This is a genomic window from Pseudarthrobacter sp. NIBRBAC000502770 (genome assembly GCF_006517815.1).
Taxonomy (GTDB): Bacteria; Actinomycetota; Actinomycetes; order Actinomycetales; family Micrococcaceae; genus Arthrobacter; species Arthrobacter niigatensis.
The window spans coordinates 1146667-1159180 of sequence record NZ_CP041198.1 but is presented as its reverse complement, the minus strand read 5'-3'; the positions used below and the strand labels follow the sequence as shown (position 1 = coordinate 1159180).

The window sequence follows — 12514 nt, the reverse complement described above, 5'->3', positions numbered from 1 at the left end:
TCTCGCAACAGTTTCATCTTTGTCGCGCGGTTGACCGCCTGCTAGTTAGGAAGCCCTAAGTAGCTCCAGGGCCCGAAAATTTGCACACGGCCGGCCGAGAATTCGGGCGCGACGTGGGACTACTACGGCCATCGTAGTCGATAACCGCAGCGGCATCACGGAGCCGGAGCCAGCAATGCGACCGTCTCGAGGTGGTGGGTGTGGGGGTACAGGTCGAAGGCCCGGAGCCCGGCGAGTACCCACCCGGAGCGGCGGAAGTAACCGAGGTCACGTGCGAACGACGCCGGATCGCAGGACACGTAGGCGATGGCCCGGGGCTGGGCGGCCATGAGTTGCCCGACGACGGCTTTCCCGGAACCGGCGCGCGGCGGGTCAAGGACCAGCGCGTCGAAATTCCGCGGTTTCTGGCGAAGGACCCGTTCCACGCGCCCTTGGACCACTTCCACCTGGGGCGCAGAATGCAGGTTCTTCCGGGCGTCGCGGCTGGTGCCCGGGGCCCCTTCGACCGAGAGGACGGATCCCGTCCCGCCTACGGCGTCCGCCAGTACGGCGGTAAAGAGTCCCGCGCCGGCGTAGAGATCAGCCACCACCGCACCGGGGTTGAGGTAGTCCCCCTGATGCAGGAATTCTGTGACAGCCCCCACAAGGGTCCCGGGCGCGTCGCGGTGGATCTGCCAGAAACCCTCGCCGGTCACCCGGTAGTCATGGCCGGCGGCGGATTCCTGCACCCAGGTGCGCCCCCGGAGCTGCGCGACCGTGCCGGCCAGCGGATCGAAGGCGGCCACCGATGCCTCGGCCGGCAGCGCGGCGGCGATGGCCCGCAGCCGCTTGTCCTTGGTACCGGGCGAAGGGGCCAGGAGTACCAGGGGGCGGGACCCGTTGGCCGGAGCGGCCACCTCCACCCGGTCGATGCCCTGCAGGTCCAGGTCCCAGAGGCGCAGGGCGTTGATGGCTTCGCTGGCAAGCGGCATCTCCCGCACCGGAACAATGTAGTCGGAACGGTGCGCGTGCATGCCCAGCCTGCCGCCGGGGGTGACCGAGAAACTGGCCCGCGTGCGCCATCCAAGGCCGGTGCCGCCGTCGTCCGCTTCCCCGACGGGTTCCACGGCACCGTTCCACACCGAGGGCACCTGCTCAAAGCCGGCAAGGCGGGTGAGCTGCTCGGCGAGGACGTCCGCCTTCAGGCTGCGCTGTTTGGCCAGGGTCATGTGCCCGAATTCGGCACCGCCCACCGGCGGGTGGCCGTGGCCCCAGGCACGCAGGGAATCTGCCACGTGCCAGAAGTGCTCCACCCGGTCGGGGGATGGATCGAGCACCTCGATGACGTCCGCGCGCCAGAATTTGGCATCGTCGCCCGCATCGGTCAGCCGGACCCGGACCTTCTCGCCCGGAACGGCGTGCCGGACAAAGACCACGCGGCCCTCATGGCGCGCCACGCAGTGCCCGCCGTGGGCCACCGGTCCGACGTCGAGCACGGCCTCCTGGCCGGTGTGGCCGGCCTGGTCCCCTTCCGCCGGAGCAGCTGCCGGCCGGATGGCGCGGGAAGTTCTGGTGCTCACTGGACGTCCTGGAGGTTCTTGGCTTCTTCGGAGGATTTGAGCTGCCAGGGAACGCTGGCCACCATGACGCCCGGTTCGAAGTGCAGCCGGGTCTTGATGCGGAGGGCTGTCTGGTTGTGCACCAGCTGCTCCCACCACTTACCCACCACGTACTCGGGGATGTACACCACCACCAGGTCCCGCGGGGAGTCCAGGCGCATTTGCTTGACGTAGTCCATGATCGGTGTGACGGTCTCGCGGTACGGGCTGGCGAGGACGGTCAGCGGCACCGGGATCTCAAGCTTTTCCCAGTCGGCGATGGTGTGCGCCGTCTCGTCCGGGTCGATGTCCACGGTGATGGCGTCCAGCCGGGAGGGGCGGGACGCGCGGGCGTATGCCAGGGCGCGCAGGACGGGCTTCCGGACGTGCGAGACCAGCAGGACGGCGTGCACCCTGGTGGGCAGGGCGCGCGGTGAGGAGTCCTCGTCCACCGCGAGTTCCTTGGCGACATTGTCGTAGTGGGCCCGGATGCTCCACATGATCAGGAAGAGGATGAACATGGCCAGCAGCGCGATCCAGGCGCCCTGCTGGAATTTGGTGATCAGGACGATGACCAGCACCAGTCCGGTCATGCCGAAACCGATGCTGTTGATGGTCCGCGACTTGATCATCTTGCGCCGGACGGCCTTGTCCTTGGCCAGCTTCAGTTCGCGGCCCCAGTGCCGGATCATCCCGAGCTGGCTGAGGGTGAAGGAGATGAAGACGCCCACGATGTAGAGCTGGATCAGCTTGGTGACGTCGGCATCGAAGGAGATGATCAGGATCAGCGCGCCTGCCGCGAGGGCCAGTACGCCGTTGCTGAACGCGAGCCTGTCGCCGCGGGTGCGGAGCTGGCGGGGCAGGTAGCCGTCCTGGGCAAGGATGGAGCCCAGGACCGGGAAGCCGTTGAAGGCAGTGTTGGAAGCGAACACCAGGATGACGCCGGTGGCGGCCACCACGATGTAGAAGGGAATGCTGCCGGCGCCGAAGATCGTTTGCGCAATCTGGCTGATGGCCGGGTTCTGGATGTAGCCCTCGGGCAGCGGGTTCCCATTGAGCAGGAATTCCTTGGCCGGGTCCAGGACGATGTGGACCTTGGTGGCGTTGGCCAGGTAGATGATCCCGGCCAGCATGGCGGCGCCGATCATGCCCAGCAGCAGCAGGGTGGTGGCGGCGTTCCTGCTCTTGGGATGCCGGAAGTTGGGGACGCCGTTGCTGATGGCTTCGACGCCGGTGAGCGCCGCGGCGCCGGAGGAGAAGGCCCGCAGCAGCAGGAACGCACCGGCCAGGCCCACCAGGCCCTGGTCGAAGCCCTCGGCCGGGACGATGGTGAACGCGGCCGACGGCGCCTGCCCCAACTGCCCGGTGGCGGCCTGGAACATCCCCACGGCCGTCATGCCCAGGATCGAGGCCATGAAGATGTACGTGGGGACCGCGAAGACGCTGCCCGCTTCCTTGATGCCGCGAAGGTTCACCAAGGCAAGGATCACGACGCCGATGGTGGCAATGATTGCCTGCTGGCCGTGCAGGGACGGGACAGCCGTGGTGAGGTAGGCCGCAGCCGAGGACATGGACACGGCAACCGTCAGGACGTAGTCCACCAGGAGGGCCGAGGCCACGGTCAGGCCGGCGTATTTTCCCATGTTCACATTGGCGATCTCGTAGTCGCCGCCGCCGGACGGGTAGGCGTGCACGTTCTGCCGGTAGGAGGCCACCACGGTCAGCAGCACCACCATGACGGCCAGGCCAACCCAGGGCGAGATGGCCACGGCGCTGACGCCGGCCAAAGCCAGGGTGAGCAGGATCTCGTCCGGTGCGTAGGCCACCGACGACAGGGCGTCGGAGGCGAAAATCGGGAGGGCGATCTTCTTGGGGAGCAGGGTATGGGCCAGGCGGTCATTCCGGAAGGGCCTGCCCACCAGGACGCGTTTGACGGCGTTCAGTATTGTCAACACCCCACAAAGCTAGTCTGATTCGCGGTCGATGTCATGACGGGCGCCTGCCAGGCCTAACAGGTGCCATGCCGGTAGAGTTCTAGCTGCACGATCCTGACACAGATACAGAGGAGATACGGTGGCGCATTTCGTGATCATGGGATGTGGCCGGGTGGGGGCAACGCTGGCGCACACGCTGGAGGATGCCGGCCATTCCGTGGCCATCATCGACCAGGATGACCGCGCGTTCCGCCGGCTCCGCCAGGGCTTCACCGGCCGGAAGGTCACCGGTGTGGGCTTTGACCGGGAGACCCTTAAGCAGGCTGGCGTGGGCGAGGCCTACGCCTTCGCTGCCGTCTCCAGCGGTGATAACTCAAACATCCTGGCCACCCGGGTGGCCCGCGAAACCTTCCACGTCCCGCACGTCGTCGCCCGGATCTACGATCCGGGACGTGCCGAGATCTACCAGCGCCTGGGCATCCCCACGGTGGCCGCCGTCCGCTGGAGCGCGGACCAGGTGCTGCGCCGCATCCTTCCCGAACAGCACCTCGCCGGTGATTTCCGTGAACCTTCCGGGCGGCTGGTCCTGGCTGAACTGGACCTCGATGCCGGCTGGATTGGACACCGGATCAGCAGCATCGAAAAGGCTGCCGACGTCCGGGTGGCCTATGTGACCCGCTTCGGCGAGGGCCTGCTCCCTGACGCTGGAACGGCGTACCAGGACGGGGACACCGTGCACGCCATGCTGCAGGTGGACCGCAGCGCCCAGATCGCCCAGATCCTCGCCAAAGCCCCTGCCAAGGAGTACCAGTGAAAGTCGTTATCGTCGGCGCCGGCAGCGTCGGATCATCCATTGCCCGGGAACTGCTGGCGCACAAGCACGAGATCCTGCTGATCGACCTCAAGCCCGAGGTGATTGGCCGGAGCGGGCTCAGGGGCGCCCACTGGCTGGTGGGCGACGCCTGCGAACTCTCCACCCTGCAGGGCGCCAAGGTGGAGGACGCCGACGTCGTGGTCTCCGCAACAGGCGACGACAAGGTCAACCTTGTGGTGTCCCTGCTCGCAAAGACAGAGTTTGGGGTGGGCCGCACCGTGGGCCGGGTCAACAACCCGAAGAACGACTGGATGTTCAACGATTCCTGGGGCGTCGACGTGGCCGTCAACACGCCCCAGCTGATGACCGCCCTGGTGGAGGAGGCGGTGGAGATCGGCGACCTGGTCCGCCTGCTGACGCTGCAGACCGGGGTGGCTTCACTGGTGGAATTCACCGTGCCCCATGATTCCCACGTGATCGGCATGACGGTGGGAGACATCCACTGGCCCGAGGACGCCACCCTGGTGGCGATCCTGCGCGACCAGGCACCCATCACGCCCAGCCGGGACGACGTTATCGACGGCGGGGATGAGCTCTTCTTCGTGACCACCATCGCGGCCGAGGACAGGCTGCGTGAGCTCCTCTCCTCCGCCCCGGGCAGCATTGACACCGGGGAGCGGGCCGCGGGCGACGCCGAGCCGGCCGCCGCGGCCGGCCACGGCCACGCGCAGGACGACGACGGCTTCGACGGTTAGTCTGCCGGCGCGGTTTTGGGTTCCGGCCGGGTTACCAGCCAGGCCACCCAGATGCCCAGGATGTACAACGGTGCGCCCATGATGAGGCGGGTGGTGGCCAGTGCGGCCAGCCCGTCCGTGCCCATGAGGTAGAGCGGCACCTGGACGATGAGCCGGAGGGCCAGGACCGCCACGATGATCCACGTGCCCAGGCGGTAGGCCTTGACCCGGGCCGGTTCCTTGCGCCACTCCACGCCCTCGTTGCGGATGAAGCCGAAGAGGAGGCCGGCCACGGGCCACTTGACCGCAATGGAGAGAACCATCGCCAGGATGTACGCGCCGTTCGTGAAGAAACCGGGAAGGTAGAAATCCTCTGCCTTGCCGGTGGTGTTGGCCAGCCACGCGGAAATACCGACGCCGGCCACGCCGGCCAGCGCCTGGGTCAGCGGACGCCGCTGCACCAGCCGGACAACGGTGAAGATGGCGGCCGAAGCCAGGGCGGCCACCAGGGACAGGCTGAGTTCGCGTGTGACGGTGAAGGCGACCAGGAAGACCAGGCCGGGAACGATGCTCTCGGCAATGCCCTGCACTCCCCCGGCGCTCCGGAGGACGTCCACCTGTCCGTCATGGGTGCGGTGAAGTCCGGCTTTGGCCGCATACTCGGCGGCCAGTCCTGCAACCGGAGAGGGGCCGGCACCCTGCGGCCTGCCCTGCTGCCCGGTCCCGCCGGGGTTCTCGGGGCCGGTTGGCTGTTCGGGCTGGTGCTCGGTCATTCGTTCTCCTGGCGGGACAGAATCTCGTAGCGGGGGTTGAAGATGGTGGGCATGTCCTTGCCGCGGGCCAGCATCCCCTCAACCCGGATTTCCGCACCGGCTTCGATGCCCGGAACCCGGCGGCGGCCCAGCCAGACAACACGGAGCCTCGGGGGCCTGCCCGGCCCTGGTCCGGCGGGACGGACAGCGTCGTCCTCCGTAACGATGGCGCTGAATTCGGCCGTCCGGTCTGCCGGGACGAATGTCACGGATTCGATGTGCCCCTGGCACAGGACCCTGCCCCGGTCCGGCAACTGGCCCAGCGGGGTGATTCCGCGTCCCGCCTGCGCGCTGCCGTTCTCCGGGGACTTAGCCGATCTGGGTGATTTCGGGACCACGTTCGGGCTCCTCCAAAGTGGTCGCGGCGGGCGGAGGAGTGGTTGAGGCATCCTTGGGCAGTCGCAGCTGCAAGAGGTCGCGCGGCGGCATGGGGCTGTCTCCGCGGACCACCACGACCTGCCGGAATAGGGCCTCGAGGGGCTCGGCGGCCGGGCGTTCCAGCGCCGCGGGTCCACCCAGGACACCGCGCAGGAACCATCGGGGTCCGTCCACGCCGATGAACCGGGCCACGCGGTAGCCCTGGCTGCCATCGGGCAGCCCGGCCGGCAGCTTGGCCACCAGTTCCGTGCCGAAGGCACCTTCCACCTCCTCAACCTGTCCGCCCTGCGCGCCCACCGACTGGCCAATCTGTTCGCGGATCTCGTCCCACAGTGTTTCCGTCTTGGGGGCGGCGAAGGCCTGAAGCTGGAGGCTGGAGCCGTTCAGGTCCAGGGTGACTGCCACCACCCGCTGGGTGGCTTCTTCCACCTCAAGGCGGAGCTGGAGGCCCTCGCTCGGGGTGATCAGCAGGGCGCCCAGGTCAACGAAGCCGTCACGGCTGCTGATTTCGGCCTCGTCGAAGGGGCCGTCCTGGCGGCGGGCAGCGGTGCCCGGTTCGCCTTCCCCGTCCTCTGCAATCGTCAGTTCTTCAGCCGGCTGCGCCGGTTCTTCGTTCTTTGCTTTCCTGCCGAGCCCAAAGACCATGGGTGACTCCTTATTCCTGAAATGTGCCAGTTCTGGATGGTGCCGGTGGGACCCGTGGAGGTCCCGCCGTCGTACGTGCTGGCGTGGCAGCGGATGCGTTTGCGGGGTCAGGCCCCAGGAACGGTGAATCCGCCCGTGGACCCGAAGCCGCCCGTGCCGCGCACGGAACCGCTCAATTCGCTGACAGGAATGAACTGGGCGTACTCAACCCGCTGGATGACCATTTGGGCAATTCTATCGCCGCGCCGCAGCTCTATCGGCTGGGACGAGTCGGTATTCAGGAGGGTCACCGAGATCTCGCCCCGGTAGCCCGCGTCCACGGTGCCTGGAGCGTTGACAATGGTCAGGCCGTGCTTGGTGGCCAGGCCCGAGCGGGGGTGGATCAGCGCCACGAAACCCTCCGGCAGCGCAATCGCGACGCCGGTGGGAACCAGCTTGCGCTCCCCGGGGAGCAGGACAACATCCTCGCGGGCACGCAGGTCCGCGCCGGCGTCACCCGGATGTGCGTAGGACGGCGCTTCCAGGTCCGGATCCAGCATTTTCAACTGGACCTGGAGAGTGGGGACAGCAGGCGCTGGCAATGCTGTGTCCGGGGCAATGTCTACCGTGGCGGGATGATCAGTCACAGTCACTCACTCTAACCCGCGCCCACGGAACAGTCCTAAGGAACCCGTGGTGGGCGGACCTCCCGGCGGCTCCACCCAAGGTGAAATAGCGGGCCAAAGGTGGAAAGCTTGGCCTATGCCCGAATCAAGCTCGCCCGCGTCCGTTCCCAGCACACCCTCCGCCGGGGCACCCGTCATCTACCGGGAGAAGCTGTGGCCCAACGCCTGGATCTGGGTCATCGCTGCCGGTGTTTCCGCAGCAGGCATCCTGGTCTTCGCACCTATCAGCATGGCGGCGGGCTACACAGCGGCATTGATACTGCTGGCCATCATTACGGCGCTCCTGGTCCTTTCCACCCCCGCCATTACCGTCACGGCGGATGCCCTCACGGTTGGACGGGCCACCATCGAACGCCGGTTCGTGGGAAGCGTTCAGCACTTTGAAGCCGGCGAAGCGACGGCGGAACGCGGCACCCGGCTCAACGGCGTGGCCTACCTTTGCATCCGCGGCTGGATCGATCCCGTGGTGAAAATCGAAATCACGGACCCTGCCGACCAAACCCCCTACTGGCTGGCTTCCACCCGGCATCCGGACAAGCTGACGGCCGCCCTGGCCACGCCATAACGCTGCCTTCACTCCACGTCCGGGCCCGGATCCGGCGGAAAATCACGGCGCGCCCTGTTCCTTGAGCCAATTCAGCGCTGCCGGGTGGCAGAGTTTCAATTGATAGTAATGCCAGGGTGGAGGATTTTGTATGCAGGATCTACGGCTTGTAGGCGTGCACGACGACGGGACGCATCTCCTGTTGAGCGGGGCCGGCGGCGAGATGTTCCAGCTGCCGATCGATGAAGCCCTCAGGACGGCCAGCCGGTCCACGGCCAAACCGCGGATGGAGCGGCCAGCCGTTCCGATGTCTCCACGGGACATCCAGGCCCGGATCCGCGCCGGCGCCACCGCTGCCGACGTAGCGGAACTGTCCGGCATGCCGCTGGCCAAAGTGGAGCGCTACGAGGGCCCGGTCCTTGCTGAGCGCGAGTACGTTGCACAGCAGGCACGGAAGGTTGAAGTCGCGGCACCCTCCCCCGGCCATGACGCATTCCGGTCCGCGTTTGGCGACAACCCGGCAACCCTGGACGACATGGTGGCCCACCGCCTCTCTGCGCATGGCATCGACCCCGCCACCGTGGAATGGGACTCCTGGCGGCGCCAGGACGGCACCTGGACAGTCTCGGCAAACTTTGAGGCAAAACCCGGCGGGACCACCGGCATTGGAGAAGAGCCGCCTGCGCTCTGGACCTTCAGCCCAGGACGCAAGTCGCTTCAGAACACCAACCGCTGGGCCCAGCAGTTGAGCGAACTCGAACCGTTGGATGGCCCCGTTCCGGCCCGCCGCCTCACTGCGGTTTCCGACCGCCCGTTCGATTTTGAAACTGACGCGGACAGCGCAAAGGCATCTCCCGGCAGCCAGGGTCCTGCCCAGGACCCCGGGAAGGAATCCGACGGGCTCCTGGACATGCTCCGGTCACGGCGCGGCCAGCGGCTGGGTGTGGACGAGGATTCGGACGACGCCCTGGCGCTGCTCCTGGCGCACGGCGTACCGGCTGCCCACCCGCGGCCTTCCGAGGTGGTCGCCGAGGCGCCGGCCGAGCCGGAACCGGAAGAAACCGAACCACAGGACGGGCCGCAGGAAACACCGGCAGCGCAGGGTGATTCGTTCATCCGCCGCCGAGATGCGAGGCCGTCGATGTTGTCCCGGCTGAGCCTGCTTCCGCCGCACCGGGATGGCAACGACGACGCCCTGCGGCTTCACGACGGCGTCAGCACCGACACCCGGGAAATCACCATTGCGGCGTCCCCGCAAAAGCCGTCCGGTTCCGCGCCTGCTGCCGGATCCGGCAATTCCGGCGGGGCCGGCCTGGATGAGCTGCTGGGCAGCAATCCCCGCCGTCCGGCACCCAAGCAAAACGATGCGTCCCCGTCCACCGGCCAGTTGCCGGAGACCGAAGCCCCCGAGCGCCCTGCCCGGCCCAAGCGTTCCAGTGTCCCGTCCTGGGACGAAATCGTGTTCGGCACACGGAGCGATTAGGACCTTTCCTTCGTCCCGTTCCCGGGGGTAGTTCCTGCCACTGCTGCATGTTAGGCTCCCCGCACCCGATCGGTCAGAAGCTGCACTTAACCCTGGAGGTTCGCTGTGCCGGACACCACCTGCCACATGTCAATGTCCCTGGACGGGTTCGTCGCCGGGCCCGACCAAAGCCGCGAGAACCCGCTGGGCAAGCGCGGGCTGGAACTCCACGGCTGGCACATCGGCGATCCCCGCGCCAATGAGGCCAACGGGATCGCGGCTGATTGGCTGATGCGACCGCGGGGCGCCTACGTGATGGGCCGGAACATGTTTGGTCCGGTCCGCGGGGACTGGGACGAGGAATGGAGCGGATGGTGGGGCCCCGAGCCGCCCTACCATGCACCGGTGTTCGTCCTTACCCATTACCCGCATGATCCGATCCAGATGGAGGGAGGGACAACCTTCCACTTCGTCACCGACGGCTTCGAGGCGGCGTACGCTGCGGCGCTCGAGGCGGCCGGCGGCAAGGGCGTTGATATTGCAGGAGGGGCATCCACGGTCCGGCAGGCATTGGCGGCTGGGGTGGTTGACGAACTGACCCTCGACATCGCACCAGTGCTGCTCGGATCAGGTGAGCGGATCTTCGACGGGATTGCGTCCTTCGATTTCGAACCCGTTGAGGTGCTCCACTCTCCCCTGGCCACCCACATCCGCTACCGCCGGACGCACCAGTAGCTGTCAGCGCTGCTCAGCCGGCGGCCCGCTGCAAGCGGGTGCGTCACGCGGCAAGGTACTGGACGAGGGCATCTTCCAGAAGGCTCTGTTCTCCAAGTCTGTTGCCGGCCCCGGGCAATAACCCGGACGGCCACCCCTTCGGCCAGTGGGGTGGTTCCCAGTCCTGGTGTTCGCTGGCGTAGTGCCGGCCTGTGGGTGAGGTCCAGCCTGGTGGTTCGTTCTTGGTGGCGGGGGTGGGTTTCCAGCCGGTGGTGTGTCGGAGTTTGTGGTGTTTCGGGCAGGGTTGTCCCAGGTTGCTGATTCCGGTGGTGCCGCCGTTGGCCCAGGCGAGGAGGTGGTCGGCCTCGTTGTCGAGGGAGTGGTTGCTGCAGCCGGGGAACGGGCATTTGGCGTCGCGCAACCTTAGCCAGGCTCGCATGGCTTTCGTGAGGCGGTAGCTGGTCCTGCCGATTTCCAGCGGTGCCCCGTCCCGCGGGTCCACCAGGACCCGGTGGAACGACTCACTCCCGCCCGCAACCAGGTCCCTGGCCATCGAAGCCGGGATCGGCCCGTACCCGTCCAGCATTGCCGGTTCACCGGTCAGGCCCAGCAACGAGAACACGGGAACGGTGACCAGCACCTGCGCCCTTATTGATGTCGGCAGGACATCTGTTTCTTCAACGCTGCCGGCCGCGGTACCACTGGCGTCCGTGCTGGCGGGAATCCCGCTGCCCAGAACCGCGGACGCGAACAGGTCGGCGCGGAGTTGGGTCATGGTCCGGGTCTCGTCCGGGCCCTGCATTGACCGGGCCTCGGCGGTGAGCCGGTTCCAGCCCGCCACCGCCTGATCCGCGGGCAGGCACGCGCTAAGCCAGGCCATCCCGTCCCGGTCCGGCCGGAACTCCACCCGCCGCTCCACCACCCCCTTGGCGTGGCGCGTCTCGATCGACTCCGCATGGTGGCGTTCCCGCCATGTCCGCGCCTTGGCCCGAAACCGGTGCGCCGGCAACTCCCCGACCGGGCAACCCCGCGCACCATCCGGCACTCCAGGGTCCAGGAAATGCGCCTCCAACGCCGCCGCCCCGGCAGCATCCAGGCCAGCGGTTTCATCGGCCATCACCACCGCGTGCTGCCACGAAACCGTCCCGGCCCGCAACGCCGCCAACGTCAGCGGCAACCCGGCCGTCAAGGCATGGGAGGTGGCCAGGAACGACCCCGCGGCCCGCGGCCCCAACACCAACACACACCCGATCTCCGCCGCGACCGCCATCTCCTGCGCCACCACCGGCACATCCGGACCCGCAACGGCACAAGCAGACTCCGAATACTTCACCGCCGCCTTCGCCTTCAACGCCGCGAACCCGGCCTCCACCTCCCGCGCACCAGCCAGAACATCCAGGCACCCATCCGCCAAACCAGCCAGAGGGTCACCCGCAGAAAACGGTAACGAGCCTTGGCCGTCAACCTCCGCGTCCAGCACGGCGAGGGCAGACCTGATGTCCGCATAAGCCTTGGCCACCGCTGCTGTCCCCATAAAGCCATCATGACAAGGGGGTCTGACAATTACACGGGCATCATCGGAGTAAATCAGCCGACGGGGTCACGGGGGTCAGGTGGGCACCGTAGCCCTGTGTTTCGACTTCGCCGGACAGCCCTACGCATTTTGGGTCTGCTTCCCTAGATCAATACCAACCGTGACAGATCGGTCCTGGCGCCGCTATCCGTAGCAGGGAAACCATGTTGAGCGCCTCAGCCAGGGCCCGCCGGCGTGCAGACGGGACAGACTCCCCCGGTACCTTTGAAGCGGCCCCCAAGCAAACATCGGCGGGTCCATCGTGGAACTGCTAACGGGTCTCGAGGAGGACCAGACCAGTGCGATGGTATGTAGCGTTTAGGGCACCTTCACCGGGCATTTTTGCGGGCCGGGTATACGGGACACCCCAAACTGCGCGCCTGCAACACCGCACGTCAGAGCAAGGTCATAGCGGTAAGGGACCGGCTTACGGGACAGTTAGCGGGCGGCCCCCTTACGGGACAGCGACGGCCGTTACGTCAGCCGCGCGTACCTGCAAGATGGGCGCGAGCGAGCGGAGGCTCCTGTTTGATGCGTACCGACGAGCCGGCATATCCGAACACAGAGATTCTGCTGTGATTGAGTAGCTCTATGAATGACTATTCGACCGGTGGAGCAGTTTGGTTCGCCATCGCCTTAATAAATGCCGGGTTGGCTGAACA

The 12514-nt window shown here is 66.9% G+C and carries 12 protein-coding genes; 5 read left to right on the top strand and 7 right to left on the bottom strand.

Features of this window, described 5'->3' with window-relative positions; all coding sequences use genetic code 11:
* Window positions 1–155 precede the first annotated feature (155 nt).
* Both NIBR502770_RS05585 and NIBR502770_RS05580 read right to left on the bottom strand, forming a co-directional pair.
* On the bottom strand, window positions 156–1559 hold the full coding sequence (locus tag NIBR502770_RS05585) for a class I SAM-dependent RNA methyltransferase (protein WP_141181284.1): 1404 nt from the start codon (window positions 1557–1559) through the stop codon (window positions 156–158).
* The gene (locus tag NIBR502770_RS05580; protein ID WP_141160782.1) at window positions 1556–3532 is read right to left on the bottom strand and encodes an APC family permease; all 1977 of its coding nucleotides are present in this window, start codon (window positions 3530–3532) and stop codon (window positions 1556–1558) included. The genes NIBR502770_RS05585 and NIBR502770_RS05580 overlap by 4 nt, the downstream gene beginning before the upstream one ends.
* 118 nt (window positions 3533–3650) lie before the next feature.
* Between NIBR502770_RS05580 and NIBR502770_RS05575 the strand changes: the two genes are divergently transcribed.
* Both NIBR502770_RS05575 and NIBR502770_RS05570 read left to right on the top strand, forming a co-directional pair.
* The gene (locus NIBR502770_RS05575) at window positions 3651–4325 is read left to right on the top strand and encodes a TrkA family potassium uptake protein (protein ID WP_141160783.1); all 675 of its coding nucleotides are present in this window, start codon (window positions 3651–3653) and stop codon (window positions 4323–4325) included.
* Window positions 4322–5080 carry a TrkA family potassium uptake protein gene (locus NIBR502770_RS05570; protein ID WP_141181283.1) on the top strand — a complete coding sequence of 253 codons (759 nt, stop codon included), beginning with the start codon at window positions 4322–4324 and terminating at the stop codon, window positions 5078–5080. Before NIBR502770_RS05575 ends, NIBR502770_RS05570 begins: the two co-directional genes overlap by 4 nt.
* Here NIBR502770_RS05570 and NIBR502770_RS05565 read toward each other — a convergent pair.
* From NIBR502770_RS05565 to dut, 4 genes are all read right to left on the bottom strand, one after another.
* Window positions 5077–5832 (bottom strand): DUF3159 domain-containing protein, encoded by a 756-nt coding sequence (locus NIBR502770_RS05565; RefSeq protein WP_141181282.1) that lies wholly within the window; start codon window positions 5830–5832, stop codon window positions 5077–5079. The genes NIBR502770_RS05570 and NIBR502770_RS05565 overlap by 4 nt on opposite strands.
* Complete coding sequence (locus NIBR502770_RS05560; protein WP_141183331.1) at window positions 5829–6134, bottom strand: hypothetical protein; 306 nt, start codon at window positions 6132–6134, stop codon at window positions 5829–5831. Before NIBR502770_RS05560 ends, NIBR502770_RS05565 begins: the two co-directional genes overlap by 4 nt.
* Window positions 6135–6180: 46 nt before the next feature.
* Window positions 6181–6894, bottom strand: a complete 714-nt coding sequence (locus tag NIBR502770_RS05555; RefSeq protein ID WP_141160786.1) for a DUF3710 domain-containing protein — start codon at window positions 6892–6894, stop codon at window positions 6181–6183.
* Between the two features lie 107 nt (window positions 6895–7001).
* The gene (dut, locus tag NIBR502770_RS05550) at window positions 7002–7520 is read right to left on the bottom strand and encodes a dUTP diphosphatase (protein ID WP_141181281.1); all 519 of its coding nucleotides are present in this window, start codon (window positions 7518–7520) and stop codon (window positions 7002–7004) included.
* A gap of 115 nt (window positions 7521–7635) precedes the next feature.
* On the opposite strand from dut, the gene NIBR502770_RS05545 reads away from it, so the two are divergent.
* The 3 genes from NIBR502770_RS05545 (at window position 7636) to NIBR502770_RS05535 (ending at window position 10300) form a co-directional block, all read left to right on the top strand.
* Window positions 7636–8124: a DUF3093 domain-containing protein gene (locus NIBR502770_RS05545; RefSeq protein WP_141181280.1), complete on the top strand. Its 489-nt coding sequence runs from the start codon at window positions 7636–7638 to the stop codon at window positions 8122–8124.
* A gap of 130 nt (window positions 8125–8254) precedes the next feature.
* Window positions 8255–9586 carry a septation protein SepH gene (sepH, locus tag NIBR502770_RS05540; protein ID WP_141181279.1) on the top strand — a complete coding sequence of 444 codons (1332 nt, stop codon included), beginning with the start codon at window positions 8255–8257 and terminating at the stop codon, window positions 9584–9586.
* A gap of 105 nt (window positions 9587–9691) precedes the next feature.
* Window positions 9692–10300, top strand: coding sequence for a dihydrofolate reductase family protein (locus NIBR502770_RS05535; protein ID WP_141160789.1), 609 nt, complete (start codon window positions 9692–9694; stop codon window positions 10298–10300).
* 43 nt (window positions 10301–10343) lie between these two features.
* Here the strand turns inward: NIBR502770_RS05535 and NIBR502770_RS05530 are convergent, their stop codons facing one another.
* Window positions 10344–11813 (bottom strand): HNH endonuclease signature motif containing protein, encoded by a 1470-nt coding sequence (locus NIBR502770_RS05530; RefSeq protein WP_141181278.1) that lies wholly within the window; start codon window positions 11811–11813, stop codon window positions 10344–10346.
* Window positions 11814–12514: the final 701 nt, after the last annotated feature.